This is a genomic window from Microbulbifer sp. MKSA007, from assembly GCA_032615215.1.
Taxonomy (GTDB): Bacteria; Pseudomonadota; Gammaproteobacteria; order Pseudomonadales; family Cellvibrionaceae; genus Microbulbifer.
On record CP128431.1, the window covers coordinates 150,443 to 177,118 of the forward strand.

The 26,676-nt window shown below is 54.1% G+C and carries 25 protein-coding genes; 10 read left to right on the forward strand and 15 right to left on the reverse strand.

From position 1 onward, the window contains the following. Positions 1–18 precede the first annotated feature (18 nt). Positions 19–1,554: a YjjI family glycine radical enzyme gene (locus QT397_00560; GenBank protein WNZ53897.1), complete on the forward strand. Its 1,536-nt coding sequence runs from the start codon at positions 19–21 to the stop codon at positions 1,552–1,554. Then, entirely contained in the window at positions 1,526–2,392 is an 867-nt protein-coding gene (locus tag QT397_00565) for a YjjW family glycine radical enzyme activase (protein ID WNZ53898.1), read from the forward strand. The genes QT397_00560 and QT397_00565 overlap by 29 nt, the downstream gene beginning before the upstream one ends. Here QT397_00565 and QT397_00570 read toward each other — a convergent pair. Further along, positions 2,389–3,297 carry an AraC family transcriptional regulator gene (locus QT397_00570; protein WNZ53899.1) on the reverse strand — a complete coding sequence of 303 codons (909 nt, stop codon included), beginning with the start codon at positions 3,295–3,297 and terminating at the stop codon, positions 2,389–2,391. The two genes, QT397_00565 and QT397_00570, sit on opposite strands and share 4 nt — an antisense overlap. 125 nt (positions 3,298–3,422) lie before the next feature. Between QT397_00570 and QT397_00575 the strand changes: the two genes are divergently transcribed. Both QT397_00575 and QT397_00580 read left to right on the forward strand, forming a co-directional pair. Further along, positions 3,423–4,250 (forward strand): cysteine hydrolase, encoded by an 828-nt coding sequence (locus tag QT397_00575; protein WNZ53971.1) that lies wholly within the window; start codon positions 3,423–3,425, stop codon positions 4,248–4,250. A 108-nt stretch (positions 4,251–4,358) separates the two neighbouring features. Beyond that, positions 4,359–4,838 (forward strand): hypothetical protein, encoded by a 480-nt coding sequence (locus tag QT397_00580; protein WNZ53900.1) that lies wholly within the window; start codon positions 4,359–4,361, stop codon positions 4,836–4,838. 37 nt (positions 4,839–4,875) lie between these two features. Here the strand turns inward: QT397_00580 and QT397_00585 are convergent, their stop codons facing one another. The 9 genes from QT397_00585 to QT397_00625 form a co-directional block, all read right to left on the reverse strand. Next, the gene (locus QT397_00585) at positions 4,876–5,631 is read right to left on the reverse strand and encodes an SDR family oxidoreductase (GenBank protein ID WNZ53901.1); all 756 of its coding nucleotides are present in this window, start codon (positions 5,629–5,631) and stop codon (positions 4,876–4,878) included. A 110-nt stretch (positions 5,632–5,741) separates the two neighbouring features. Further along, positions 5,742–6,221, reverse strand: coding sequence for a type III secretion system chaperone (locus QT397_00590; GenBank protein WNZ53902.1), 480 nt, complete (start codon positions 6,219–6,221; stop codon positions 5,742–5,744). Positions 6,222–6,389: 168 nt separating this feature from the next. Next, positions 6,390–7,850, reverse strand: a complete 1,461-nt coding sequence (locus tag QT397_00595; GenBank protein ID WNZ53903.1) for a hypothetical protein — start codon at positions 7,848–7,850, stop codon at positions 6,390–6,392. Positions 7,851–7,960: 110 nt separating this feature from the next. After that, positions 7,961–8,812 carry an ABC transporter permease subunit gene (locus QT397_00600; protein ID WNZ53904.1) on the reverse strand — a complete coding sequence of 284 codons (852 nt, stop codon included), beginning with the start codon at positions 8,810–8,812 and terminating at the stop codon, positions 7,961–7,963. Beyond that, positions 8,812–9,735: an ABC transporter permease subunit gene (locus QT397_00605; GenBank protein ID WNZ53905.1), complete on the reverse strand. Its 924-nt coding sequence runs from the start codon at positions 9,733–9,735 to the stop codon at positions 8,812–8,814. The genes QT397_00600 and QT397_00605 overlap by 1 nt, the downstream gene beginning before the upstream one ends. A 51-nt stretch (positions 9,736–9,786) precedes the next feature. Then, on the reverse strand, positions 9,787–11,154 hold the full coding sequence (locus QT397_00610) for an ABC transporter substrate-binding protein (protein ID WNZ53906.1): 1,368 nt from the start codon (positions 11,152–11,154) through the stop codon (positions 9,787–9,789). A 29-nt stretch (positions 11,155–11,183) separates the two neighbouring features. Beyond that, on the reverse strand, positions 11,184–12,230 hold the full coding sequence (locus QT397_00615; GenBank protein ID WNZ53907.1) for an ABC transporter ATP-binding protein: 1,047 nt from the start codon (positions 12,228–12,230) through the stop codon (positions 11,184–11,186). A gap of 377 nt (positions 12,231–12,607) precedes the next feature. Next, on the reverse strand, positions 12,608–13,507 hold the full coding sequence (locus QT397_00620; GenBank protein WNZ53908.1) for a sulfotransferase domain-containing protein: 900 nt from the start codon (positions 13,505–13,507) through the stop codon (positions 12,608–12,610). 156 nt (positions 13,508–13,663) lie between these two features. Beyond that, positions 13,664–14,146, reverse strand: coding sequence for a lysozyme inhibitor LprI family protein (locus QT397_00625; protein WNZ53909.1), 483 nt, complete (start codon positions 14,144–14,146; stop codon positions 13,664–13,666). A 741-nt stretch (positions 14,147–14,887) separates the two neighbouring features. On the opposite strand from QT397_00625, the gene QT397_00630 reads away from it, so the two are divergent. The 4 genes from QT397_00630 to QT397_00645 all read left to right on the forward strand — a co-directional run bounded on the left by QT397_00630 (position 14,888) and on the right by QT397_00645 (position 21,193). After that, positions 14,888–16,588, forward strand: a complete 1,701-nt coding sequence (locus QT397_00630; protein WNZ53910.1) for a Na/Pi cotransporter family protein — start codon at positions 14,888–14,890, stop codon at positions 16,586–16,588. A 101-nt stretch (positions 16,589–16,689) separates the two neighbouring features. Continuing rightward, positions 16,690–18,996: a nitric-oxide reductase large subunit gene (locus QT397_00635; GenBank protein ID WNZ53911.1), complete on the forward strand. Its 2,307-nt coding sequence runs from the start codon at positions 16,690–16,692 to the stop codon at positions 18,994–18,996. A 287-nt stretch (positions 18,997–19,283) separates the two neighbouring features. Continuing rightward, positions 19,284–20,633 carry an MATE family efflux transporter gene (locus QT397_00640; GenBank protein ID WNZ53972.1) on the forward strand — a complete coding sequence of 450 codons (1,350 nt, stop codon included), beginning with the start codon at positions 19,284–19,286 and terminating at the stop codon, positions 20,631–20,633. Between the two features lie 143 nt (positions 20,634–20,776). After that, positions 20,777–21,193, forward strand: coding sequence for a hypothetical protein (locus QT397_00645; GenBank protein ID WNZ53912.1), 417 nt, complete (start codon positions 20,777–20,779; stop codon positions 21,191–21,193). An 8-nt stretch (positions 21,194–21,201) separates the two neighbouring features. Here the strand turns inward: QT397_00645 and QT397_00650 are convergent, their stop codons facing one another. Next, positions 21,202–22,041, reverse strand: a complete 840-nt coding sequence (locus QT397_00650; GenBank protein ID WNZ53913.1) for a helix-turn-helix transcriptional regulator — start codon at positions 22,039–22,041, stop codon at positions 21,202–21,204. A 126-nt stretch (positions 22,042–22,167) separates the two neighbouring features. Between QT397_00650 and QT397_00655 the strand changes: the two genes are divergently transcribed. Further along, positions 22,168–22,404, forward strand: coding sequence for a DUF2061 domain-containing protein (locus QT397_00655; protein ID WNZ53914.1), 237 nt, complete (start codon positions 22,168–22,170; stop codon positions 22,402–22,404). Positions 22,405–22,416: 12 nt separating this feature from the next. On the opposite strand, the gene QT397_00660 is transcribed toward QT397_00655, so the two are convergent. The 3 genes from QT397_00660 to QT397_00670 all read right to left on the reverse strand — a co-directional run bounded on the left by QT397_00660 (position 22,417) and on the right by QT397_00670 (position 24,696). Beyond that, positions 22,417–22,830, reverse strand: a complete 414-nt coding sequence (locus tag QT397_00660) for an NUDIX domain-containing protein (GenBank protein ID WNZ53915.1) — start codon at positions 22,828–22,830, stop codon at positions 22,417–22,419. 73 nt (positions 22,831–22,903) lie between these two features. Then, positions 22,904–23,542 (reverse strand): peptide chain release factor H, encoded by a 639-nt coding sequence (gene prfH / locus QT397_00665; protein ID WNZ53916.1) that lies wholly within the window; start codon positions 23,540–23,542, stop codon positions 22,904–22,906. After that, entirely contained in the window at positions 23,539–24,696 is a 1,158-nt protein-coding gene (locus tag QT397_00670) for an RNA ligase RtcB family protein (protein WNZ53917.1), read from the reverse strand. The genes prfH and QT397_00670 overlap by 4 nt, the downstream gene beginning before the upstream one ends. A 287-nt stretch (positions 24,697–24,983) precedes the next feature. On the opposite strand from QT397_00670, the gene QT397_00675 reads away from it, so the two are divergent. Next, on the forward strand, positions 24,984–26,024 hold the full coding sequence (locus QT397_00675) for an NAD-dependent epimerase/dehydratase family protein (GenBank protein ID WNZ53918.1): 1,041 nt from the start codon (positions 24,984–24,986) through the stop codon (positions 26,022–26,024). Between the two features lie 12 nt (positions 26,025–26,036). On the opposite strand, the gene QT397_00680 is transcribed toward QT397_00675, so the two are convergent. Beyond that, positions 26,037–26,675: an NAD(P)H-binding protein gene (locus tag QT397_00680; protein ID WNZ53919.1), complete on the reverse strand. Its 639-nt coding sequence runs from the start codon at positions 26,673–26,675 to the stop codon at positions 26,037–26,039. Position 26,676 lies beyond the last annotated feature (1 nt).

The window sequence follows — 26,676 nt, forward strand, 5'->3', positions numbered from 1 at the left end:
GCAAAAAGGAACGAACCCATGTCGGAGCTTCTCAAACGGTTTAAGGGCATTACAGAAGACCCAGGCCTCTCCTTTACGCAAAAGGCGCGTTATCTCTCGCTGGAGGCAGAAAACTCTCTGCCTTATCCTGAGCTTGATGAGGAAACCGCAAAGGCATTGGAAGAGCGCGTTATCTGCGACATGTACGAGGGACATGCGCCTTTCAAACCACGCTATGTGATGCCCGACTATTCCGTTGTTCTTGAAAAAGGCAGCACCTTCCTGGAGCTGGACCCAGCCACCACGCTGGATGAGGCCATCAACTCCCTCATGATTGCCTATCACCACGTGCCATCCGTCACCAACATGCCGGTGTTTATTGGCCGCCTCGACAATCTGCTGCTGCCGTATTGTGATGATGTCAGTGATGAAGACCTTTACAAAAAACTGAAGCTGTTCTGGCGCTATCTGGACCGTGTCCTGCCGGACGCATTCATGCATGCCAATGTGGGGCCAACCGACAACCGTGTTGCCCGCACCATCATGCGTATTGATGCCGAGCTGAAGCAGATCGCTCCGAACCTGACCTTCATCTGGGATCCGGACGTCAGCTCTGACGAAATCTTCTCTCAGGCTTGCAAAAGCATTATTGAATGCTCCAAACCGCACATCGCCAATAGCCCACTGCATCAACCTCTGTTTGATGAATACGGTTACGGCGTCGCCAGCTGCTACAACGTGTTGCCACTGTGCGGTGGTGCATCCACGCTCACCCGTATCAATCTTCGAGAAGTGGCGCGTCGCTCCAAAGACACGGCGGACTTCTTCGAAAATGTTCTGCCGAAGTACATAGATCTCAACTTCCGCCTGACAGAAGCGCGGATTGATCACCTCTTCAACAAATCCGGTTTCTTTGAAAGCTTCCTCGTGAAGGAGGGCTGGATCCGTAAAGACCGCTTCACCGCCATGTACGGCATCTTTGCCATGGCCCAGTGTGTGGACGAGCTGCAGGCCAAGGAAGGCCGTTCCGGCAAATACGGTCACGATGAGACAGCCAACCAGCTTGGGCATCGCATCTCCAAAGTGCTCTTCGAAGCTGTTGAAGCACGCCCAATGGAAAATTGTTGGCAAGGCAAGGCTATGCTGCATTCGCAAGCGGGCCTCAGCGATGATGATGGCTGCACACCGGGTGTTCGCATCCCTTATGGCAGCGAGCCAGATCCAGTCACGCACGTGCAGGCACTGGCAGAACACCACGCGTTCTATTCATCCGGTGTTTCAGAGATCCTGACACTGGACGAGACCATCGAGAACAATCCAGCAGCGTTGGAGCAGCTGGTCAAAGGTGCATTCCAGCTGGGGTTCCGCGAGTTTTCTGCCAACGTCTCCAACAATGATCTGGTGCGTATCACCGGTTACATGGTGCGCTTGTCAGACATCGCGAAGTTCAAAGAATGTGGCGGGTCTCGCATCAACACAACGGTGCTGGGCGCTGAAGCCGCTGATAAAGGTAAAATACTGGAGCGTGCACCGCGGGTGATGAGCCATGAACTTGCCCCTCGCTACAGTCAGTAAGGTACTAAAGTTCTCTTGCGTGGATGGGCCGGGCAACCGGCTTGTCCTATTTCTGCAAGGCTGCAACTTCGCCTGCCCGACCTGCCACAACCCGCACACCATGAAGCTGTGCAACGACTGCGGTGACTGCGTGCCAGAGTGCCCGACCGGCGCTCTGACCATCATGCAAGGCAAGGTGGTGCACGATCCAAGCATCTGCGACCAGTGCGATAAGTGCTTGGACGTCTGCCCCATCAATGCCAACCCTAAGGTGACCCAGTACAGCGTTGATGATGTTCTGGCGCTTCTTTACCAGAACAAACCATTCCTGAATGGCATCACCATTTCCGGCGGTGAGGCAACCACCCAGCTGAAGTTCATCATCGCCCTGTTTACGGCTATCAAGTCCGATGAGAAGCTGAAGGATCTGACTTGCTTCATCGACAGCAACGGCTATCTGCCAGAAGCAGCATGGAAGACAGTTCTGCCCGTTACCGATGGCGTGATGCTGGACATCAAAGCCTTCGATAACACCCTGCACAGTTTGCTCACCACTCGCCAAAACGAGCGCGTCCTGGCCTCAGCCAAGCTGCTCTTTGCAGAAGGCAAGCTGCACGAACTGCGCTATCTACTCATTCCAGATCGTACGGATAGCCCTGAAGAGATCAGAGAACTCAGCAGTTTCGTCAAAACCCTGAGCGCCGAACTGCCTTTACGGCTCAACGCCTACCAACACCACGGCGTCAAAGGCGAAGCCCTCACCTGGCCCACGATGAAGGAACCAGATGTAGAACGCATCGCCGCGGAGTTGCGGTCAACTGGCCTGACGAACGTGGTGACGCCAGCGATTTATATCTAATTTTTCCGTTGCATCCGGAACTTCTGTGGTGAGATGCCGATGGCGGCTTCGAAGGCGCGGGAGAAGGCGCTGCGGCTGCGGAAGCCGATAAGGTGGGAGACGCGCTCGATGGGGTGGTCTGTCTCCAGCAGCATGGTGGCGGCGCGGCGCATGCGGACATCTCGCAGCAGCTCCATGGGGCCACTGCCATAAGCTTCCTGAAAACGTTTGGCAAAGCCGCTGCGGCTCATGCCTGCCAATGACGCAAGGCTTTCAACAGAGTGTGGTTCGCCCGGTGTATCAAGGATATGCCGAAGCACCGGCCACATACGTGGGTCGCGGAGCGCAGCCATCCATTCCAGCCCACCGTGTTGATCATTAAAGCGGCGACGCATCAACTCGATCATGCATTGCATCAGGAGTGCGCGTACCATGGCGAGGCTGCCCGGCGCCGGGTTGGCGAGTTCCAGAAGCAATCGGCGGATCGGCGCTTCGCAGGCATCTTCACCGGCCTGATACTCAACAATCGGTTCCTGCACCAGATCAATCAGATTTTCCATTTGCCGCAGACTGAGCGAAATGCGGGAGCAGATGGCGATGAGCTGGCCTTTGTCCTGGCTCTCACTGTTATGGATCAGGTGCGCCATTTTCAGCTTGTCCGGATTGCAGCTGGGGATTGGATCCTGAACCTGTCCAAAACTGCGCAGCACATGCTTTTTGAGAGCGGGCACAAGGATCAAAGAGCCTTTGCGCACGGGGATCACAGGGCGTCCCGGGAGTACCAACTCCCCTTCCCCGGCCAGCACATAATGCAGGGTCGCCAAAGGATCTTTATCCAGATCAAGGTCACAGGCACCGTTCAGCTCACACAAGGCAAACGGGTGGGCCTGTATCTCCATTTCGTCAAGAATAAAATGCATATCCATGCAGTCTTCTATAACGACCTGTGCGATGGAATGATACATATCAGGACGAAAAGGTACCAATTTTGGACCATAAGGCACATGGTATCTCCCATCTTCTCATCATCAAACATGAGAAGGAACAGACGATGTGTAATGACCATGATCACAAGAAAACACTCAGCCGCCGTGATGCTCTGCGCGGTGGTCTGACCGCCGCTGCAGCTGTTGGTGGTGCAGCAGTTGCAGGTGTCGCGCACGCCAAAGCACAGGACAAAGTGAAAGACCCATACGCACCACCAGCAAAGTCTGTTCTGCCGCCAAGCGACATGAAGCTGGACCTGAGCCGCGCTGCACTTGTGGTGACTGATCCGCAGAACGATTTCCTGTCCCCTGATGGTGTGACCTGGGGCGTTGTTGGCGAGAGCGTGACCCGCAACAACACCGTCAACAACATCGAGCGTCTGTTCAAAGCTGCAAAGGCAGCGGACATCACCGTGGCTGTTTCTCCTCACTACTACTATCCAACTGATCACGGTTGGAAGTTTGAAGGCGCGCTGGAAAAGCTGATGCACAACATCGGCATGTTCGATCGCAAAGGCGCTCTCAACGTGGATGGTTTTGAAGGTTCCGGTGCAGATTGGCTGGACGTGTACAAGCCTTACATCAACGACGGCAAAACTATTGTCACTTCCCCGCACAAGGTTTACGGCAACGACACCAACGATCTTTCCCTTCAGCTGCGCAAGCAGGGCGTGGATCAGGTGATCTTGGCTGGCATGTCTGCAAACCTTTGCACCGAGAGCCACATGCGTGAGCTGATCGAGCAGGGCTTTGAGGTTGCAGTTGTGAGTGATGGCACAGCAGCGGCAGTTATTCCGGATGGTGATGGCTATCTGGCCGCTCTGACCAACTTCCGCTTCATCGCAAACGCCGTCTGGACCACGGACGAAGCTGTTAAGCTGCTTCAGGCTTAACCACCAAGCGCACCGCCTACCTCCTCAGGGCGGTGCGTTTTTGCTTCTCAAGATACGAACACCCGGATTTGAACTGCACTTCCAGATGGTTTCAGGTAGATAAGAGCCATGGCTCAAAAGACAAAAATTGGCCGCCGAGTTGGTGGCTGGCTCTACCTGCATCGCTCCGGCGTCGATCTGCTCGCACCAGAAGACGCTGACCGACTGGCTCAGGTTACTGCAAAACATCCAGATACACCGTGGAACCTTTGCAAAATCGCGAAGGACAAGGTCTCCTTGCTGCACTACGAAGATTTTGAGCGCTCCGGCTTCCCGGCCCTGCTGCATTCAATAACCTTCGATCTTGCCACCCAAACCAGCAAGGCCATCGACTATTCCAAGCGCGATAACCCACCCATCCTGCATCGCAAGGAACTGCTGCTGCCGGATGGCGATCCCAACATCCCGATGTATGCTGCTTTAACTAAGGCTGCTGAAGAGGCTGGCCTTTTTGAAAAGCCTGCTGGCATTGGCACGCGCAAAGCATGGGAGAAGCGGATCGCAGATGCAGGGCTTCAGCTTCAGGGACACAAGCTCCTGAAGAAGTAAAGGGAGGCAATGCCTCCCCTATTAGTGGTCTCAAGATTTAAACCAGCCGGATAGACACCCCGCCATCTGCAGTCATTGCGCTGCCCGTTACAAAACTTGCACGATCTGACAGCAAGAACAGAGCGGCCTGCGCAATCTCTTTTGGGTTTGCCATGCGTTTGAGGGGATGAAGGTTGGAGATAAAGGCATGGCCTTCCGGGTCATCGCCTGCCATAGCTGTTTTCGTACCCCCCGGCAGCAGCGCATTCACGCGAATACCATCAGGTCCATGATCAGCCGCGAGTGACTTCACCAGCCCAACTAATCCTGCCTTGCTCGCCGCATAGGCTCCCATTCCGGGCATGCCGCTGTTTGTGTGGCCAACGAAGGATGAGGTGAAAACAATGGCGCTTTGACTGGCGTTTTTGAGCACCGGAATCTGCGCCTTGGCTGCATAGAAGGCACTTGTCAGGTTGGTGCACAGCACGCCGTTCCAATTGTCCGTATCCATCTCCGGCACAGGCTCCATGTCTCCCATGATGCCCGCATTGTTGAAAGCGCCGTGTAGCCTGCCGTAGGTGTTGAGGGCATGTTCAACCAGAGCGGCAGCATACGCCTCATCCGTGACATCTCCGGCAAGGTACGTGGCTGAGCCGCTCTGCTCAGTAATACCGCCCGCCAGTTTGGCAAGCTCAGCTTCGCGTCTGGCACCCAGTACAACATTGGCACCTTCTGAGGCGAAGAGTTCGGCAGCAGCAGCACCGATGCCGCTGCTTGCGCCTGTTACGATAATCGTCTGTCCATGTAGTTCCATCGTTCCCTCCAGTGGTTCACTGGGAGAACTATTGAGCGACACGCAGTCAAAACCCACCCGATTTGCGAGACCTCAGATCTTAAGCAAATCCGAAGTCTCGCACCGGCTGTTTAAGGCATCAGATATTGCATCTGGGAACTTAGGTTATCGACCGGCATCTCCGGCATAGAGACCGGATCATCTGACGGAAACTTGGCCAACTCCACCAGTTCCTGCACCCAGAAGCCGGTGTACTTCACAAACAGCTTCACTGTGTCAGCAAACTCTTCAGCTGAAAGCTTGTCTGCCTGAATAGCCTGTGTCAGCAGCACTTCGGAGCTGCGCAGGTTGATGGAAAGCGCTGCTGCGCCTGTTCCAATGCCGTTGTAGTTTGCCTCCAGCAAGTGCTGGTAGAGCGACTTTGGCACGCTGTTCAGATTGGCTAGTTTGCTGTTCAACCGAATGACGTTTGTTTTAAAATCCAGAACCTGAAAAAACACCTCGATCTCGCCATCGACGGTTAATGAGCAGATGTTTTCGCTGTCCAGTTTCAGGTCAGACAATCCGATTGTCTCGCCAAACTGCCGGATTACGGTTTCAACCAGTTCCATATGATGCCCCTTTTGTTTTGAAAGGCCATTTGCGTCTCCTGCTCGCAAATGGCGCAAAACCCAGCGCTTTTGAGCCTCATGCAAGGTTACAAAAGACGCTGGGTGTTGAAATACACGAGAGGGTGCCCAAGCAGTCTGCACTGCTTTTCCTCTCGTGTTATCGTGAGTTTAAAGAGTTAACTTCCCGGTGAAGGTATGCTCAAACGAGCTGTCCAACAGCTCGAGTTCACCGCGCGCGGCTGCTTCACCAGAGATGAGAATCTCACCATCTAACTGAATGGAGAGCGCGCTCGAAATGCCGCTTGCTTTCTCTTCATCAGTGTTCGCAGCATGGATTGGATTGCGCGGGTCAAACAAAACGGTGCTCCCGTTTTCATCCTTGATCCCAACGGCCAGCAGCTCCCAATCAATCGCAACTTTGAAGTCACCACTTTCCGTCTTGGTGACCGTATACTCCGCGCCACCAACCTGTTTACCAGGATTTTCAACCTGCCTCACACCGTCAGAGCCGTGCACATTCGCAAAGGCATACTCTTTAGGTGCTAATGTAAGGCGAACAACCTGACCATCATCATTCACCATCTTGGAGGACAGGTCTCGCCAACCATACTGGTGCACGACACTGGAAAGAACCTTTGTGGCCTCATCAGAACCAGTAAACTCCCGGGCAAACGCAACAGATTCAGCGACCTTTGCAGGTGCCTCATCCGGCCCTCCGGTATTGGTTGTATTGTGCGTGCGGTCACCATCTACAAAGTTGATGTTTGAACGCGGCCAATCAGCCACCGCTTTGGTGGAGACATCCACACCACCAACATTCTCAAAACTACCTTTTGTCAGATAGTTCTCGCCAGTATGCTTGAGTACTTCTCCGGGTGTCTCATTGTGATCACCCCGGAAAATCTGGACGTCGTTGCGCGTTGTGTTCACCGTGCCATCATCAGCAACCGGGAAAAGCCCTTGGGATACGCTTCGAACATCTGCAAGCGCCTGACCTTTCAGCTCGTTCTTGACCAGCTTCAAGGCAGTGGGAATTTCGCTTTTGACGTCTTCGATAAAGTTGATTTCCGCACTAAGGTCACTGACGGACATCAGGCCGGATTTCACCAGTCCTTCTGAAATATGCAGCGAACGCACTGCATGCGCAGAATGATCACGAACAAGACGTTCGCCATCCTCTTTGAAGTCGTGAAGGCGGATTGCTTCACGGTCTTGCGTTGAAAGCTGAGAGGCGGCTTCCTGCAGTTTTTCAGAAACGAACGCACGTGGGTTTTCTGGCTGCAGATTTTCAGCCACGCTGTGCAGCTGCGTAAAGCTCTGATAGGCCTCCACCAACCTACCGTCTTTCAAGCTGCCTATAATTTCAGAAGCAGTGCCCTTTGCTGTTTCCTGCTGACGCTCAATGACCGCATCGGCCCGAGCTTGTTTCCAATCGTTGTACTTGCTGGAAACACTATCAAAAAATCCGGATATTTTGCTGGTGAAATTATTCCAGCCCTCACTAATCCGCGTTCCAAGTGATTTTGAAACTGTATGACCATCCAGCTCTGCCGCCTGATGAGCTGCCGGTGCATTCACTTCAAGTGAGGCATGGTGCGTAGAAACACCGCCAACTGAAATGTCTGTCATATCTAATGCCTAAAGTTCTTCCGATGGCCGGACTCTAACCAACGGCGCTCCCTTTAGGTGTGTTGAACAAGACAGACCTCTGTTTTTAAAGTCCCTAATTTTTCAGGGTATTACTCCGCGAGCGGATAGTTGCGGATAAAGCGGTCTGTGAAGATCAGCAGGATGATGCCAGGGATGGAGGCGATCAGGGCGATACCTGCGCCAGTTGCATCCAGTGCTCCACCGGAAATTTTAGCGAAGAGCAGTGTTGGCAGGGTGATGATCTGGCCTTGACCGATGAAGAACGTCAGCAAAAACAGGTTGGTAGAGACCAGGAAGGTAAACAGGCAACCTGCGATGACACCCGGTAGGATCATGGGCAGGGTGACACGGAAGAAGATCTGCCTGCGATTGGCGCCAAGAACACGGGCATGGTCTTCCGCGTCCGTTCCATGGCCCTGATAGACAGCAGTGAGCATGCGCACCATGTAGGGAATGGTTGGGATCAGATGGACCACAATCACACCCGCATACGTACCTGCAAGACCCAGCGCAATGAAGATCATCAACAAAGCAATGCCAATGGCTGCTTCTGGCAGAAGAAGCGGCAGAGCGATCAAAAACTCCAGTTGGTTTTTGCCGCGGAAGTTGCGCTGTGCCAGCACGCGTGCAGCGGGCAGACAGATCAGCAGGCACAGCAGGGTCACTGCAATGCCGATGCCGAGTGTATTGAGGGTTGCCTCCCCAACGCGGGAGCTTGGCGAAAACACATAATCCCATGCTAATGGAAACGGCGAGCGTTCACGCTGCTCATGCCACCACACCGTTGGCAGAATATTCGGCCACGCCCAACGGAAAGCCAGTGACTGGATGATCAGTGGTGCAAATGGCGCAATGGTAAAAGTCGCCATGGTTAGCACGAGAAGGCGCTGCCAAGGGCTGATCGCCTTAAGATCGCGGAGTTTGGAGGTCTGACCAATCATCACACACGCCCCCGTGCACGTTCCCATCTGCGGTAGCCCAGTAAGTAAGCACCGAGGAAGACACCGGAAGCCAAGGCCAGAGACACAACCACAGCCATGCCTTGCAGCTGGAAGGCGTAGTTTGCATCCTGAAAGTATCGCCATGCCAGAACCGGCAGCGTATCCGGATAGCCACCGCCCAGAATAAACGGAGCTTCAAAAGCGCCGATGTTGAAGGCGAAGCAGATGAGAGAGGCGGAGACAATGCCCGGCATGATCTGCGGAAGCGTGACGCGCCAGAAGATCTGTCTGGAACTCGCTCCCAGCACCATGGCGGCCTCTATCGTATCCTCCCCTTTTCGTGCCAGAACAGCAGAGAGGGTCAGCGTCATGAATGGCACCTGCTTCCAGACATAAACGGCAATAATCCCGCAGCCCCAATGGGTTTTGAGTATCTGTACAAACTGTGAGGGATCGTCAATCAAGCCAAGCCCGGCGGAGATGCGCGAGAGCAACCCGCCATTGCCCAACATCACCAATGCCAGTGCGATGCCAACCGTATAAGGCACCATCAATGGCAGGCGAATGAGAGCTCCAAACAGGCGGGACGCTTTGAACTTTTTGGAAAGCGCAATGCTCAACGGAACGGAGAGAACGAGGCCAATCAGCGTTGCCGCGAAACCGTAGTACAGCGTCAGTCCCAGAGACACCCAGAAATCGGAGGAAAGCCAGAGGCGTTCATAATACTCAGTGGTTGGAAACTCGTTGATGCCAAACCACGGCGCATAGCCAAAGCTTTGCAGAACTCCCAGAACAACGGCGCCTCCAAACAGCCCCAGCAAAACCATAAGCAGTGGCGTGATTTCTGCAATGTCCCGCAGGTTCTGCATGAATGCAGGAGAGGCAGAGGTGTTGGAGTGAGCTGAAAGCGCCTTGGGCATCATCAATCGTTTCGTAAAGGAGCGGATGGCAGCAGCCCGCCATCCGCAAGACTATCAGTTGTTCAGTTCGCCAGAAACCTGCGCCACGATGTCAGCCAGTGGCTTATCTTCCTTGCGCTCAATCACCGCCAGCCAGGTGGCTTCGATCACATCAACAAGGCTTGCATTGGTGTCTGGTGCGATGTTGTCATCCAGCTGCTGCTGAGTGACGCCGTAGTGAGGCGGTGCGGAAGCAGCGATTTCCGCAGACTCTTCCTCGCTCAAACGCCACAGATCCAGACCAACCGGCATACCTGCTGTCTTCAGTTTGGAAGCCTGAGCTTCCGCTGAAGAGAAGTAGTTGATCGCGACCAGCGCAGCTGCCGGATGCGGGCTGTTGAGCGGTACGGCAAGATAGTTCTTGTTCTTGATCATGTTGCCAGCCGGGAAGATCATCTCTTCCGCCTGCTCTGGATAGGCACCGGTGATCAGGCCGTTATGGTTGCCGAACACACCGAACTTACAATTGAAGTGAACCTCAGAATTGAGGAACAGATTGTCCAGTTCACCAGAGTTTTCCGGGTAGCGTGGCTTGCCAGAGGCACCACCAAGCAACAGCGGTTCGATGCTCTTCAGATACTCAATGCCCGGTTCCATCAGGCGTGCCAGTTCTGCGCCGCCCAGCTCTTCGAAGCTTTTCTGGTACGGCTCAGCGCCAGTACCATCTGGGTTATGCGCATAAAGAACGGACTGCACAAAGGTGTTACCGAGGTAATGCGGTGGCTTCACATAGGTGAACTTGCCCGGGTTGGCTTCCAGATAGGTCTTTAGCTGCGCAAAGGTCGCTGGCGTATTTTCTGCCGAAACATGGGCGCGGTTGACCGAGCACACATACTGCTCACCAGACCATGGCATTTCCTGAAAACCAGTCTCTACGCCAAAGTCACGCAGGTTGAGGAGGGAACGCGGATCGTTCTCATCCCACTCAAAGTTTACGGAGTTTGGCAGGCGGTTGGCGAAAGCCCCCCAAAGTGCGTTTTGTTGCTTCAGAGAGTAAAAGTTCTCGCCGTTGACCCAGACCAAATCCACGCTGCCCTGCTCCTCACCGCGACCAGCGGCCAGTTCAGCGATCACCACGTCCACGGTGTCTTTGGTGGCTGTGATGCGAACCGGGTTGAGGCGCACACCTTCTGCGGCCAGTGCAGGTGTTGCCACCTGATCCACCCACAGGTTGATGATGTCAGAGCCACCCCAGTAATAGAAGTTGACGGTGCCTTCCTCACGGGCTTTGGCGGTCACATCTTCCCAGCCCAGATTACCTTTCAGGAACTCACTGCGGAACATGCCCGGCGCGTTCTCTGCCTGTGCAACGCCGCTCCAGCTGACAACAGCGAGCGTGCTTGCAAGAAGCATCTGTCTGGTGAGTGATTTTGTTCTTTGCATAAATTGCCCCCAACCGGTTCTTCAGCCGCTTATTGCAGCAGCCAAATTTGTTCTGGCGGTAGTGTCACAGTGACCGCATCGCCTGTTTTTCTTTTGATTGTAGATGCTTCTTCAACAGTCAGAGATCCCTCTCCCACCTGAAGCGTGTAGCGCATCATCGCACCAAGAAATTCTGCTCGTGTGATTGTGCCGGAAAACGCATTGTTTTGCGGTGCTTCGCGGCACTCTCCAATCTGAATACTCTCAAACCGCAACATAGCCTTGGAGGGCTTCATTGCACCGTGGGCTGATGCTTCACCCAGATTGAGCTGACCATACGGGCTATCGATGTGCTGTTCGGAGGTACGTGCGCACTCAAAGATATTGGAGTGCCCCATAAAACGGGCAGTCTGCTCGTTTGCAGGGCGCTGGTAAATCTCATCGGGCGCGGCGAGCTGCGCAACCTTGCCATCAAACATCACCGCAATCCGGTCCGCCAGATCCATGGCTTCGATCTGGTCGTGAGTAACGAGCAACGTTGTCATGCCGTACTCATCATGCAGATCACGGATGAACTGGCGCATTTCACTGCGCAAAAGCGTATCAAGGCTCGCCATCGGCTCATCCAGCAACAGCACATCTGGTTTGGTCACCAGCGTTCTGGCAATCGCAACGCGCTGCATCTGCCCACCAGACAGCTGAGAAGGAAACCGCTTGGCAAAGGCTGAGAGACGCACAATCTCCAGCATCTCTCCCACCTGCCGCATCTGCTCCTCAGCAGGCATACCGCGCACGGACAGCCCAAACGCCACGTTCTGCTCCACCGTCATATGCGGGAACAGGCCGAAGCGCTGGGAAACAAGGCCGACTTTTCGTTTCTGGACAGGCAGATTAGTCACATCCTGACCATTAAACCAGATGGAACCGGAGGTCGGTTGCTCCAGCCCGCAGACCATGCGCAGGCTCGTGGTTTTGCCGCAGCCTGAAGGCCCCAACAGCACCAGAAACTCGCCGCAAGCCACATCAAGATTGATGGCATCAACCGCAGGTGTTCCGGAGAACACTTTTGAGAGGTTTTTAAGCTGAACCTGCGTCACACGGCGCCTCTTCACTCATCTTGATCGGGACGTTTGCGTCCATCTGCTGTTATTATTGTTGTTTTCAAGCGGCAGTGAAACCTGCGCAATAGCGCTAACCTCTCCAATATTCCGGAGGGTGTCAGGATTCTCCTGTCAGTTGAGTGATTTGCACACTATGCCAGCGCATTGCTGACGGTACAGTAAAACCGGCGTGAGTTTGGCGTTATGATGGCTGGCTTACAGATAATCAGTGGCTCGCCCACACCCAAGGCTGTTCATTTCACGCACACCCACCGCAAGCAAGCTCACGCATCCTGCTTTGCCCGCTTATTCAAGCCTTTCTGGTTACAATGGAAATTGCTGCAGACGGCACCAAAGAGCCCACTGAAAGTGGGTTAGGCATCAGCCTTTGCAAAATTAAACCAAAATTGCTCCGCAGCATGCTTTGTCTGTGAATAGATTTTTCTAAAAGGTGCAGGAAAATTGATTTTCGCAAATGCAATATCCCCTTCGACAAAGTGCTTTCTATAAATGGCATCAATATCTTTGGATAGGACCTTCGCTCTCTCCCCTTGTTTACAATAGTCCAGAGCACTCTTTAAAAGCACACTTCTAAGCCCTTGATCCTCAATCTTAGAAAGCTGTGGTATTATGGATAAACCTAGTTCATTCAACCCTGAGTTCGCTCTGCTACTAAGATCGTTAGGCTGCAAAAGTTCACTTTCATAAAACTGATTAATGCACGCCACATACTCATTCGGCTGGTTCTCCATAGCTTCATGCGGCAAATATGTTACTGAAAGTCTCTCTAGTTGCTGCGCAACACTTTGCCAAGCAAATGAAGGCGTCACTACTTTGTTTGCAAACTCATGAAAAGTCTTTGGTGTTCCATGCCATGATAAACAGTGAAGAAAAAATGAGACCAAAAAGTCTGTGCGATTTCGAACTGTGACCAAGGTTTTCACCTCTACACCTCGGACCTCTAGTTCTTTGACAAGTTGCGAGTACCGTTTCACATTGGGATAAAATTGCTTATGAACGAAAGCCTTTCCCATAAGTCTTTCGTGAGAGATCCTATAAACATCCGTGTCTGGTTTAAAAAGCGCCTCTTGAAAGAGATCCGCTAACTCATCCGCTTTCGGCTTGATCATGCGATTTTCAAACATCTGCAAGAATGCACTTGTTTTGAAACTTGTACGATCATCAAATAAATCAGGATGTTTCGCATAAAGTTGCTTTTGCAATGCTGTGGTGCCAGTTTTATGCGCACCGATATGAATCATAACCTTTTTCATAAGCTCTGACCTTAGATCATATCTCGTAAATACTGTTACTAGATTTCAATATATTGATGTCACAGACAATGTTTTCAGCATCCGCTCAGCCTAGATACATTGGCCTGTACTGCTATTCCTAAATATTGGCCCCTTTAAAGAGAGAGGCCATGTTCGTCAGTGAGGACCAACTTCTGCAAGAAACTGCTCAAGCTGCAAGCTGCGCACCGCTGTTTGATCCCCCATGCAAACCGACATGGTCAGCGGGGCGTGGGTGCCACCTTCATAGATCAGCGCATTGGCCGAGCAGGTATCATCGCGGAACTTAATCCAGTTGCGCTGCGCACTCTTCAGGCTTGCTTTCACATTGGTACTCGCAATATCCATAATCTCAGAGTAAGCCGCGTTGAGGCGTTGATCCCACACCGCATACTCCTGCACGGCGCAGTAGATCATATGGCTGTTCTGATACTTGGTGCCAATGCACTGTTCCATCACCTCACCAAAACAGGCCATCGCCGGATAACCGCCGCCCTTTTCTGCAACGCATTTGGCAATTGTCGTGACTTGCTCTTCTGTCGGCTCATCCGCTGCCTGCACAGAAGTGCCAAGCAACAGAGCCACAGGCAAAGCCAACATGATGGTGCGTGTAAAACTCATAGAAGCCTCAAAGTAATTGTTACCGTAAAACTTGATAGGTGATCTGCTATGAGAAACTACTAACCTGATTCAGTAGAAAACGCCTAGGTAATCTCCGCACAAGCTTGGAGATATCCTTTCAACCTCACTGATCACCTCTTGAGTTTGAAACATTGCTCTTAAGGGGACCTGATCAACCAACCCCTTACATGCAGCAATCTTCCCCAAACTCAGGCAAAAGCGCGTCAGATAACGGAAATTCAGCAAAATCGTCGCCACATTACGCTTTTGTGAGAGGCTGGGGAAAACGCACCTCGTGCGCATTTTATAGCCCCGCCTCGTGATTACTTTGCCAACTAACATTAATTCAGAAAATTCAATAGGTTGGACTTATTTGAAGGAATTGGTTGCCCAATAGCAAAGTGATCACGAAAGACTTCAAAAAACGCACTTATTGCGTAAATTTCTCGCCATAATTGAGCTTAACATATTGAGTTATCGACATAACTGTCTTAAGTTATTTATCAAATCATTGAGGTGGCTAATTTTAGTTGCCGGATCGATTTCAAGAATCCGCAAGAGCTCCCAAGGCGCGCGATGCGATCACTTGCTTTCCCTCTCGTCATTTCGGGGGAAGCGAGGGATCTCGCATATTCTGATAGTCCGACAACATCTGCTTAAAGACCTTTGCCGCACACCACGACAACTGCGTTTAAGTGAGCCTCCTATTAATAACCGCGAGAGCTGAATCCGGAGGCTGTGATGAGCAGTTTTGAAATACTTCTACACCTTGCTGCAGGTATTTCCCTATTGTTTTGGGCAACCAGAATGATCCGGACTGGCGTTGAGCGCGCGGTAGGCCAGAAGTTTCAGGGCTGGATGCAACAGGCCTCCAAGAACCGTTACACCAGCTTCACCACCGGCTTTCTGGTTTCCATCATTTTGCAAAGTGCGACGGCAACGGCCATTCTTGCCCGCGGGTTCATCAGCAAAGGCTCCATCACACTGGCCGCAGGCCTCGCCATCATGCTGGGGGCGGATTTGGGCTCCACGATGGTCGTGCAGGTGCTTTCCCTTGACCTGAGCTGGCTGCTGCCGGTCTGTCTCGTTGTGGGTGGCGCTCTGTTCTCCCGCGGCAGTACGCGCACCATGCGCCAAACGGGCCGTATCATCATCGGTGTGGGCCAGATGTTGATCGCACTGTCCTTCATCAGCATGGCTTCTGAGCCTTTGCGCGAAAGCGGCTCTTTGCCAGTCATCCTGAACCTGCTGATTGGTGATCCGTTTGTGGCGATCATCACCGCCGCTGCCCTCACCTGGCTGCTGCACTCTTCTGTTGCTGTTGTGCTGATGATCATGACACTGGCAAGCACCGGCGTTCTGCCAATGGAGGGCGCGCTGCTCTTCATTCTGGGCGCAAACATCGGCTCCAGCATTATTCCACTGGTGTTGACCATGAGCGATAGTGCTGAAGTGCGCCGTGTCCCGCTTGGCAACATGATCTTCCGTGTGGCTGGTGTTCTGATCACCCTGCTTCTTATGCGCTTTGATGTGCTCACTCTCGATATGCTGGGTGATGACCCTGCCCGCGCCATCGCCAACTTCCACAGTGGTTTCAACCTAGGTGTTGTCCTGCTCGGTATTCCAACAATCGGTCTTGTGGCCGGCCTGACCAAGCTCATCATTTCCGACAGTGCTGGCCAATCAGAGGAAGATGCCGTCATGGAACGGCTCAGCCTGCTGGACCGTAAACTGCTGGAAACCCCTGACCTTGCCTTCAATGCAGCCACCCGCGAAATGCTGCATATGAGTGAGAAGGTGGAAGCCATGCTACGCGGCGTGATGGTGGTATTCCGAGGGGATGATGCGCAAACAGCCAAGCGGCTGATGAAGATGGATGATGAGATCGATGATCTGCACCGTTCCATCAAAGAATACCTGACGGATGTGACCACCCAGTCCATGAGCGATGAAGATTATCAAAAGTACACTGAGCTCATGAACTACTGCGTCTGTCTGGAACAGATGGGCGATGTCATTCAGCGTAACCTGCTGGTGCTGGCTGAGAAGATTTCTGGCCTGAACAAGGAGTTCTCTCAGGAGGGCTGGAAGGAAATTAAGGACCTGCACGCAGCCGTGTTGCAGAACCTGCAGATCTCCCTGCGCGTGCTCATCACCCGCGATCCGGATCTGGCACGGGATCTTGTTTCCCGCAAAGTGCTGGTGCGTGAGCTGGAGTACAAGAGCCGCGAAGCACACCTGCGCCGTCTGAGCCAGAACCGCAAATCCAGCCGGACCACCAGTTCCATCCATCTGGAAACCATCAGCGATCTGAAGTACCTGAACGCGCTGTTGACCACCGTGGCCTACCCGATTGTTGAGGGCGAAGGTGAGCTGCTGCGCAGCCGGTTGGCCAACGAACCGCAAAAAAGTCAAAGTGACATGCTACCCGCTGCCACCTGAACGCCTCTCCTAACTTTGAGGGAGGCACGGCCTGAATCAGATTGATAATCTGATTTGAAACGCAAGCCAGTGTTTCCCCCGAAGGTCAGGAGCAGCAAGCCATGTTTGACAAGGACTATGATGTAACCTTTTCACTCAAACGGCTTTGGATACTTCTCGGCGTAGGTATGGTCCTCGCCTTTGGTGTCCTTCTCTTTTTTGGCGCTGAAATCTATCGCATGAAACCACCTATTCCCAATATGGTGGTCTCAGACAGCGGCGATGTGATCTACACGAAAGATGACATCGAAGAAGGCCAGAACGTCTGGCAATCTCTTGGCGGTATGCAGCAAGGCAGCATCTGGGGGCATGGCAGCTACGTGGCGCCAGACTGGTCCACGGACTGGCTGCACAGAGAAGCGCTGGCACTGCGGGATGTATTTCACCGGGCACGGGTCGGTACAGGCTACACCCCTCCAAGTGATGAGCAAAAAGCTTTCCTTCAGGTTCTCATTGAAGAGGAGATGCGGCGCAACCGCTACAATCCGGCCAATGAGACCATCACCATTTCAGATGATCGGGCCACGGCCGTCAAACAGGTGGAAGATCATTTCACACGACTGTTTGCTTCCTACGACAACATCGACGGGCAAAACCTTCGCGATGATTATGCCTTTCCTCCCAACATTCTGATCACTCCCGAACAAGCTCAAAAACTCTCCGCATTCTTCTTCTGGACCTCCTGGAGTTCAGTGACCAACCGTCCAGATGACACCATCACCTACACCAGCAACTGGCCCCATGAACCACTGGTTGGCAATCAGCCAAGCGGTGCTGCGTTCATTTGGACCATCATTAGTATTCTCCTGCTGCTCGGCTGTGCTGGTGCGCTGTGCTTCTACTACGTCCGCCAATACGATCTGTGGCGTGAGCGGATCATTCCGGAAGGCGGCGCCGCGGCGAAAAACCCTCTAGCGAATGTGAAGATAACCCCTTCCATGCGGGCAACAGCCAAATACTTCTGGGTGGTTGTGGGCCTCATGATTGCGCAGGTCGCGCTTGGCATCCTCACGGCGCACTATGCTGTTGAAGGTCAGGATCTTTATGGCATTCCGCTGGCCGAAATCATTCCTTACTCCATCTCCCGCACCTGGCACACGCAGCTCGCTGTGTTCTGGATCGCGACAGCATGGCTGGGAACTGGTCTGTTCATGGCCCCATTGCTTTCCGGCAAGGATCCCGCCTATCAGACACTCGGCGTCAACTTCCTCTGGATCTGTCTGATCATCATCGTGGTGGGCTCGTTTGCGGGGGAGTGGCTTGGGGTGAACCAGTTCTTCTCCCGCACCATGAACTTCTGGTTCGGTCATCAGGGCTATGAGTATGTTGATCTGGGCCGTTTCTGGCAGATCTTCCTCTTCATCGGTCTACTGCTTTGGCTGGTGCTGGTGCTGCGTGCGCTTTATCCGGCCCTCAAAGGCGGCCACAACCGCAGTCTCATTGCCTTGACATTGCTCTCTGCCACCGCAATCGGCCTGCTCTACGGTGCCGGTCTGTTCTGGGGGCAGAACACGCATATCAGCGTTATGGAATACTGGCGCTGGTGGGTGGTGCATTTGTGGGTTGAGGGCGTCTTTGAGGTGTTCGCGACAGCCATTATCGCGCTCATCTTCGTCAACCTCAAACTGCTCCGGGCATCCACCGCAGCGGTTGCGGTGATCTTCGCCACCATCATCTTCATGTCCGGCGGCGTGCTGGGCACGTTCCACCACCTTTACTGGAGCGGCACACCGATTGGCGTGCTGGCACTGGGGGCTGTGTTCTCAGCGCTGGAAGTTGTGCCATTGCTGGTGATTGGCTTTGAGGCTTATCAGACCCACAAACTGGAGCAGAACACCAAGTGGATCGAGCACTACAAATGGCCGCTCAACTTCTTCGCTTCTGTTCTGTTCTGGAACCTCGTTGGTGCCGGTTTGCTCGGTTTCTTCATCAACCCGCCACTGGCACTCTATTACATGCAGGGCCTCAACTCCACACCGGCGCACGGTCACGCGGCCATGTTCGGGGTTTATGGCTTACTGGGCATCGGCTTGATGCTGTTCTGCCTGCGCTCGCTCATTCCGGACAATCGCTGGAGTGACAAGTGGCTGCAGCAGGCATTCTGGGGTCTCAACATCGGTCTGGCCATGATGCTGGCGCTCTCTCTGATCCCGCAGGGCATCTATCAGGCTTACATCAGCTTTACTGAGAGCTACTGGCTTGCCCGTGCACCGGAGACAATCCACGGCCCGGTAATGACCGCTTTGGTCTGGGCCCGCGTGCCAGGAGATCTGGTCTTTGGCTGGGGCATCTTCGCCATCGTCATGTTCATGTATCGTGCTTACTTTGGGGAACCAATAAACGAGAAAGAACAGGCGGCGAAGGCCTGATTGTGGGCTCTTGTAGCCTGCAGACAAGCAACTCTTGAGCCTCGCCCGCTTAGCCGGCGAGGCTCAAAAACGTAGCGGCACAAGCCATTTGTGGCACCCCGGCAACACATGCATTCATTCTGTGTATAGCCATGTGCATAGCATAAAAGTGTCTCTACAACCTTTGATAGCTATATATACTGATTTCGATTTTTAGTTTTATTTCCGTAAGGTACATTTTCTAATTGCTTAGATTTCCGCTGTTTCATCATGAACTGACGCGGGTTCTGCGCATTTCAGGTCCATTGATGCTGGCTATGTCTGGCCGGACTCTGATGATGATTGTAGATCGACTGTGTCTCGCCGCCTATTCAGAACAGACGCTCACGGCTTCCGGCCCCGCTGTCTTCATGGGCATGTCCGCAATCTCTTTCTTCTCTGGTGTCACGCAGATTGGCCGCTCGGTTATTGCTGAAGCTTATGCACGTAGCGGGATTGAAGCGGCCCACAAAATGGGAGGCAGACTGTTTGCTGTCGCCATCCTGTGCGTGTTGGGCCTCATTCTCACATTGCCGCTGCTGATGAACATCTCCCAGCTTAGCGGCAGGCCAGAAGAAGTGGTTGCGCTGGAAAATGTCTACCTCAGCTGGGCCATGCTGTTTGGCTCCATCATGATTTTGGATAGCGCTGCCAGCTGTTACTTCGGCGCCATCGGCAACACCCGCCTCATCTTCAAGGCCAGCCTTGCCGGGCAGTTGGTCGCCATGCCCATGACCTATCTGCTGGTGTTTGGTGCCTACGGCTTCCCTGAGTTGGGGATGGCCGGCTCTGCCATTGGCACAGTCCTCGGCTCTCTGGCGGTGCTAATTGTCTATCTCCGCAAAACACCCCGCGCCTTGCGGGTTGCGGCCTGGAAAGAAGCCCGGGCCTTGCTCAGCAAATCTCGGCGAGCGCTTGATGTCCTCGCCTTGTTCAAGCGTGGCATGCCCCTTGGCGCCCATGACAGCACAGACGAGATCGGCAATACGGCGATCATCTGGGCCGTCGCCATTGTGGGCACAACAGCGCTGGCTGCCAACAACTTCAACGTCATCCTCAATTACATCGGCATCGTGCCTGTGGTTGGTATTGCCAATGGGGCGACGATCCTGTCCTCTCAGGCTATTGGCCGCAATCAGTATGATCGCATTCCCAAGATCATCAGCGCATCATTGTTTGTCGCATTCTCGTATGTGGCGATTGTCACGGTGATTTTGCAAAGCTTTGACCGGGAGATCACCTCGCTGTTCTCTCTTGGCATTTACGGGCAGGATATCTTCGAGCTCTCCGTCTCCGTCACTTCGCACATCTGGTACTACGCGGTTGCGTTTGCTGTGTCTTTCATCGCCAGTGGCATGTTGCAGAGCTTTCACCAGAACACGTTTGTCTTCAAAACCCGCATCCTCACCATGTGGTTCGGCAGCGTTCCTGCCTCCTACCTGATCGCCTACAACTGGGGCATCGAGGAAGGCGCGCTTCAGCTCATCTGGATCTCTCTGAGCACCTTTGAGCTCGCCCTCGGCCTGCTGTTCACCGCCAAGATCTTCTCGTGCCTAAGAGACCGCAATGTCCCCGGAGAACTATGGGAAACACCAATTAAGAGAACAGAAGTCACTTAATCCACAGCTTAATATTAGCTTTATCTAATTTATCGAGCTGTCCCTCTGGAAATTCTGGATCAACCGGTTCTACGCTAACCGGAGCATGAGCAATTGCGCCTGTGCCTCCTCAGCTCAACCTCCCAATTTCCAAAGAGTGCATCATGTTTTCTCAAAGCAGTTACCACCGAATATTCAGGTTCTTTTGCATCTATGATGTTCTGGCATTGGCACCTTTTGCCATCCCCTTCCTCAATAGCGCCCACATAGAAACGTTGAGCAGCCTCAACATAGCGCTGGGAGGTCAGGCATGGCCTGTTTTCCCACCAGTTCAACTGTTGTTCGGGCAGATGCTCGGTGTATTGGGAACGGGATGGGCGATCTGGCGTTGGCGCAACTTTTCAGTCTCCATCGGCAGATATGAAGGCATATTGCGGCTCTTCTTCGCCGCCTCCATGCTTTGGGCCTATGCCCTCTCCCCTCACCCACTCCTGCTGGTGTTTGCCGTGATTGATATTGTCGGAGGAGTTCTGCATCTGGCCTCACCGCAAAGGCAGCAGATCAGTCAACGAGCAGCCTAACAGTCAAGCTACTGGATGAGCGTCTCAACGTAATCCGCCACATCTCTGGCGTCTACGGTGGCTTCGCGTACAAGCCAGTCGAAGTGGTCGGTCAGGGAGCTGACACGCTCCGCTTCGCGAAAAGCTAGGTAATACTGGCCTACATAGATCACCGCCAGATTGGGGCCGAAGATGGTGATGGGGGCGCTGAACACCTTGTGCGCATCAAACAAGAACAAGCGGAGCCGCGGGAACATCTGGCGGCAGGTGTCCGCAACAAACTGTAGTTGCTCTCGGCGGGTGTCTTCATCCAGATGCGCATAGTAGCCAATGCCTTGAGCGCAGGCCTGTATCTCATGCAGCGGTATGGAGATTTCGTAGTCTGACTGGCGCGAGCGCAGCCAGTCCAGCTGGCCGCGGATGGAGCCCACCACTTCTTCCGCATCCAACCCGCGAAACGAGGCGTACTCCCAGGCCAGCATTCTGTCTGTTTTTAAGATGTCCGGCAGGGTGGCGGGCACGTGGCGCACCTTCAGACCGGTTGCTTCCTTATGCCAGTTGAGGATCTGCTCGTCGACCGAAGAGCGTTCTGCCGGGCTCATGGCCATGGCTGCCGCGATGATATCACCGGGACGCTCCGGTCTGTTGGTCAACCCTAGCAACCAGTCGGCACTCACGCCGAGGGACGCTGCAAGGTCTGCCAGCAACTGGCTGTTCGGCAGGCGTGGGATTTCGTTGTTCAGCAACTGGCCGATGGTGGAGCGATCCACACCGGCATTTCGGGCCAGCTGGCTGCGTGTCACATCTGCCTGTGCCATGGCTTCAGTCAGACGGTTTTTAAACAAAACAGCCCTGTCACGCTTGTCCATCAAAGTCACCATTGCAGAATATAATCACCAAAATGAATTTATTGCAGCTCAAATACCAAATGTCCAATCCGCATTTTTTCCGGTAGCAACGAAGACAAGACTTACATTCTTACCCGGATTTCGCAGATGGATTCAGCCTCACGCATTTTTACAAAATCAGTTACCTGGCAGGTCATGGGCCTCGTCTCTATGACGTTGATCGGCTTTGTGTTTACCGGCTCTGTCACCGTGGGCGGAGGCATTGCAATTGTCAGCTCCATCCTCGGCTTTATCTTCTATTTCCTGCATGAGCTGGTCTGGTCTAACATCAAATGGGGTCGCAAAATCGCTGTCCCGGAAGCTCAGCAGGAGAGCCAGAGCTAACCTTCAGGAGTGCTATTGAACCGCTCCTTCTTCTTTCAGTTTCTCAAAGACATTTTGGTATTCAGCAAAGGCAAGACCGGGCAGTCTGATCGCTTCTTCAAACGCCACCCATCGCACCTCAGAGTGCTCATCGCCCAGATTCTCAGGCGTGCCCTGCCACTGGTCGACCGTGAACATATGAAACGTGATTGAGCCCTCACCGCTTGGGGCCGGAGCTGTAAACTCAAAGATCTTCGCAAACCGCTGCGCCTTAACGCCAATTTCCTCGCCAAGCTCTCTGATAAGAGCCTGCTCCAGCGTTTCTCCATCTTCAACGTGCCCACCCACAAAGCTCCAGAGGCCGGGATAGTTTTTTCGCGATGCAGAGCGCAGGCCCATGAGAACACGCCCGTTTTGCACCAGCAGGCCATTCACAATATCAGTCATCTTGGTTCTTCCCCCCACATCGAATCTAAGCCCGAAAGCGCCATCATAAAGAGGCGCTTTCGGATTGTTGAGATCAGACTTCCTTAAACCGCTCCCCTTTGAAGCACCGCACCGGATTGCCTCGTTCCAGTTGGTGGTGGAGCAAGCGTTCAGATTTTCGCAGGCGCGCACCTTCTTCCGCAGAAAGACCTGCGAGCTTTTCCTGCAAACGCTGCACGGCGATCTGCTTGTTGCGGTGTTGGGAGCGTTCGTCGCGCGCCACAACAGAAAGGCCTGTGGGCACATGAGTAACCCGTACCGCACTTTCGGTCTTGTTCTGGTGTTGTCCGCCCGGACCACCAGCCCGCAGAGTTTCAAAGCGCAGATCTTCTGCGTTGAACTCTCCGGCTTCTGTTGCAGATACTGGCAGCTCATAGACGCCGATGAACCAGTTCTGCCGTTTATGGTTGGGGCGGAAGGGGCTCTGGCAAGTCCACTTGATCGTGCCGCACCATGCCCTGGCAAAAGCCTTGGCCCCCTCACCTGCAAGTGTCACTTCAGCAGACGCAACATTTGCGGAAAGGTCAGCACGTTCCGGATCACTGGCAAAGGAGAGCCCAAGCTTTTTTGCTGTTTTCTCCATAGTTGCAACGCTGTGGCAAAGGGCGAGCCTGCATTCCGCAGGCCCGTCTCCGGATGACAACAGCAGACGAACGGACGTCTTCTCCGTCATCGCTTGCTCCTCCGCTCTTCTGCCCCACGAGCGGTTTTGAACGTGACGACCGGTGTCATCACCCCAACACACGTGGCCAGCTCTGCCTCAGCCAGCTGCGCAAGAACATCCTCGGAGTTCTTGTAGGCTTGTGGTGCTTCTTCCACGAGGAGCTGTTTGTCCTCACAGACCACGCGGCCTCCGTAAGAGGTACGTGACAAAGCATTGCGAACGGATTTCTGCTTGGCAATCCGGCCATGCATGGAGGCACGGTCGTATTTGCGGCCCGCTCCATGTGCCAGAGATGCCAATGCCTCCGGTTTGGTGCCGGTTGGCTTCAACAGAAAGCTCTTTGCATCGCGAGAGCCTGCCAGCGGAACAAAGTCCACGTCCGCTTTCGCAGCCCCTTTGCGGTGCAGGAAGCCATCGCCATACCGCTCAATGAGGTTATGACTGCTGTCGACCACCAGCTCCACATCACAGCGCAGAGCAGCGGCTGCCCGTTGTGCAATGATCTGCCGGTTCAGGCTTGCCCATCGCACAGCCAGATCATGCAGTTTGAGGTAAGCCGCAGTGCGCTCATCCTCTTCTGCTAGCCCATCCGATCCAACCTCTGCATAGTCCGCAAAGATGCTGGCTCCGAAGGAGCGGGAGCCGGAATGGACGAAAAGCAGCACATCACCTTTGGCAAAACCAGCCTTGGCAGCAAGCTCTACATCCGGCGTTTCCGCCAGAACCTGCACTTCGCAGAAGTGGTTGCCGCTACCTATGGTGCCGATGGCTGTGACTGCAAGATCATCCGGCAAGTCAGCACTGCGCAGACGCGCCTGCCCCTCAGCCGGATCGGTGTAGTCCTGCAACGCACGCAAGCGGTCTGCCAGCTTTTGCGGCTTCAGCTTGTGAGCGCTTAGAGAGGTGCGGAATACGGTCATCCCGCAGCCGATGTCATTGCCGATCATATGCGGGTGCACCCTGTCAGACAGGATGGCAACACCCACAGGACCGGGATGAAGATCAGGAAACGCTGCAATCTGGCGAACCGCCTCAAGCTGCGCAAGTTTGTTGAGTTGGACTTCTGCATCCCCAAGGATCCAGGCAGAAGTCCCGTAAAATCGATGGATTGGCGCAGGCGCAACTGTAGCGCTGCCCGCACAATCCAAGCGTAAATTGCCCATGAAAATGGCCTATAGTTCTTGAGAGTGTTTCCGAGCGTTGGCTCGAAAGAAGATCCTACAGGCCGCTAGCGCTGGCTCTGAGAAGGATCAGTGCCCTTTGAAGGGCGAAACACGGAAAGACATGGTTCGCTCCATACTGTGCTGCGCACCTATTGCTGCAGCTGAGGGCTGGGGAAATATCAGAGCCTCCTCGGTCGGTCAACATCGCTCTGGTTGTGAAACCTGAAGGTGTGGCTGGACAAACACATACAGCCCGCTAGGTTGGGTGCGCGAATGGGGAGAACATCATGCGGGTTTTGGTTGTCGGTGGAACTGGGTTTTTGGGCGGTGCACTAACAGAGACACTTACCAGCGCAGGACATGAAGTGTCCGTTCTGGTGCGCGGCAACACCAACCGCTCGCTGCCAAATGCCGTGAAGGCTATCACAGCGGACCGGCATGGTGATCTGAGCACCTTGCAGGAGCAACAGTTCGACTGGGCTTTTGATACCTGCGCCTTTGAACCGGATGCGGTACGCCATCTGCTTGAAGCACTCGGAGATACCCTGCAGCGCTATGTGTTTATCTCCTCCATCTCCGCCTATGGAACCTTCACCAAGCCTTTGCTGAATGAACAGGATGCGGTGCCGCTTCCAACCGAAGAAGATCTTGCGCTCGCCCGCAATCTGGAACCGAAGGAGCGCAGCTCGGCACATTCCTACGGCGCCTCCTATGGCCGCCTCAAGCACGCCTGTGAGCTTGAGGCAGAGGACATGCTTGGAGATCGAGTGACGTCTCTGCGTGTAGGCCTGCTGGTCGGTGCAGGAGATTATTCGGATCGGTTGACCTGGTGGGTTAGGCGGATTGACCAGGCCACAGCTGACACGCCAGAGGTGCCAGCCCCTGCTCCGACTTCCCGAGATGTGCAGATGATTGATGTACAGGATGTGGCGGAGTTTGCTCTGGCCTGCGCAGAGGAACAACGCGGCGGCGTCTGGAATGTAACCAGCGCGCCCATGCGACTGGGCGATATGCTTCAGCAGATCATTTCAGTCTCCGGCTCCCCTGCTCGCCTGAAGTGGGTGGACGAGGAATACATTCTGGAAGCTGGCATTCAGCCTTGGACGGATCTTCCCGTCATGATCCCCTCCGCCTCCGACTACACACACTTCATGAACGTGGACACCGCCCGCGCAGAGGCCGCAGGCTTAACCTGTCGGCCACTTTCCGAAACGCTTGAGCCGCTGCTTGAGTGGGATCGGACACGGCGGGATGTTCCGTTAAAATGTGGCCTGTCAGCTGAGCAGGAAGCAGCTCTGTTAGAAGAGCGCTTTCAGGCAGAAGTTTGATGGACGGGTCGACTACCGCGTCCCCACAAACGGCGCAGTTTTGAACCAGCGCTCATCCAGAACCACCCGCAGCATGAATGCACTCAGCTGACTGACATCCACACGGAAACCTTGCGTCTCCGTCTCACTGGTTTGCAGCTGGCCTTTCACATTGGTGGCGATCAACGGCGGGCGGATGGAGGTCCAGTTGAGGTCGGACTCTGACAGCACGCGCAGCTCCGCTTCTTTGGACGGGATCACTACTGGCACGATCACGCTGAGAATGGACCGCATCAGTTTACGGCTGAGAGTGAGCGGCTCTTCTCTGTATCGCGTGCCCGCGCTTGCCAGATGGATCACACGGGTTATGCCAGCCTCTTGCATCGCTGCCACAAGCTGCTGCATGGCTTTTTCAAAGTCCGCAGGTTTCAGCGGTGAACGCCGTGTTTCCGGTGGGCCAATGGTGGTGAGCACGGCATCGACGCCGTCAACTAACTCACGCACACTTGCAGCATTGAAATAATCACCAAAGATCACCTCAACACCCTCCGGCACCTGCTCAGCAGAGCGAGCGCTGCGGGCGAGGACTCGCACGTCATGGCCCTGTGCCAGCGCGGCTTTGCACAGCTCCCGGCCCACAAAGCCGGAAGCACCCAGTATTCCCAGTTTCATG

Coding starts and splice junctions, on each gene's coding strand:
- QT397_00560 (WNZ53897.1), top strand. CDS start 19: ATGTCGGAGCTTCTCAAACGGTTTAAGGGCATTACAGAAGACCCAGGC.
- QT397_00565 (WNZ53898.1), top strand. CDS start 1,526: ATGAACTTGCCCCTCGCTACAGTCAGTAAGGTACTAAAGTTCTCTTGC.
- QT397_00570 (WNZ53899.1), bottom strand. CDS start 3,297: ATGGATATGCATTTTATTCTTGACGAAATGGAGATACAGGCCCACCCG.
- QT397_00575 (WNZ53971.1), top strand. CDS start 3,423: ATGTGTAATGACCATGATCACAAGAAAACACTCAGCCGCCGTGATGCT.
- QT397_00580 (WNZ53900.1), top strand. CDS start 4,359: ATGGCTCAAAAGACAAAAATTGGCCGCCGAGTTGGTGGCTGGCTCTAC.
- QT397_00585 (WNZ53901.1), bottom strand. CDS start 5,631: ATGGAACTACATGGACAGACGATTATCGTAACAGGCGCAAGCAGCGGC.
- QT397_00590 (WNZ53902.1), bottom strand. CDS start 6,221: ATGGAACTGGTTGAAACCGTAATCCGGCAGTTTGGCGAGACAATCGGA.
- QT397_00595 (WNZ53903.1), bottom strand. CDS start 7,850: ATGACAGACATTTCAGTTGGCGGTGTTTCTACGCACCATGCCTCACTT.
- QT397_00600 (WNZ53904.1), bottom strand. CDS start 8,812: ATGATTGGTCAGACCTCCAAACTCCGCGATCTTAAGGCGATCAGCCCT.
- QT397_00605 (WNZ53905.1), bottom strand. CDS start 9,735: ATGATGCCCAAGGCGCTTTCAGCTCACTCCAACACCTCTGCCTCTCCT.
- QT397_00610 (WNZ53906.1), bottom strand. CDS start 11,154: ATGCAAAGAACAAAATCACTCACCAGACAGATGCTTCTTGCAAGCACG.
- QT397_00620 (WNZ53908.1), bottom strand. CDS start 13,507: ATGAAAAAGGTTATGATTCATATCGGTGCGCATAAAACTGGCACCACA.
- QT397_00625 (WNZ53909.1), bottom strand. CDS start 14,146: ATGAGTTTTACACGCACCATCATGTTGGCTTTGCCTGTGGCTCTGTTG.
- QT397_00630 (WNZ53910.1), top strand. CDS start 14,888: ATGAGCAGTTTTGAAATACTTCTACACCTTGCTGCAGGTATTTCCCTA.
- QT397_00635 (WNZ53911.1), top strand. CDS start 16,690: ATGTTTGACAAGGACTATGATGTAACCTTTTCACTCAAACGGCTTTGG.
- QT397_00640 (WNZ53972.1), top strand. CDS start 19,284: ATGCTGGCTATGTCTGGCCGGACTCTGATGATGATTGTAGATCGACTG.
- QT397_00645 (WNZ53912.1), top strand. CDS start 20,777: ATGTTTTCTCAAAGCAGTTACCACCGAATATTCAGGTTCTTTTGCATC.
- QT397_00650 (WNZ53913.1), bottom strand. CDS start 22,041: ATGGACAAGCGTGACAGGGCTGTTTTGTTTAAAAACCGTCTGACTGAA.
- QT397_00655 (WNZ53914.1), top strand. CDS start 22,168: ATGGATTCAGCCTCACGCATTTTTACAAAATCAGTTACCTGGCAGGTC.
- QT397_00660 (WNZ53915.1), bottom strand. CDS start 22,830: ATGACTGATATTGTGAATGGCCTGCTGGTGCAAAACGGGCGTGTTCTC.
- prfH (WNZ53916.1), bottom strand. CDS start 23,542: ATGACGGAGAAGACGTCCGTTCGTCTGCTGTTGTCATCCGGAGACGGG.
- QT397_00670 (WNZ53917.1), bottom strand. CDS start 24,696: ATGGGCAATTTACGCTTGGATTGTGCGGGCAGCGCTACAGTTGCGCCT.
- QT397_00675 (WNZ53918.1), top strand. CDS start 24,984: ATGCGGGTTTTGGTTGTCGGTGGAACTGGGTTTTTGGGCGGTGCACTA.
- QT397_00680 (WNZ53919.1), bottom strand. CDS start 26,675: ATGAAACTGGGAATACTGGGTGCTTCCGGCTTTGTGGGCCGGGAGCTG.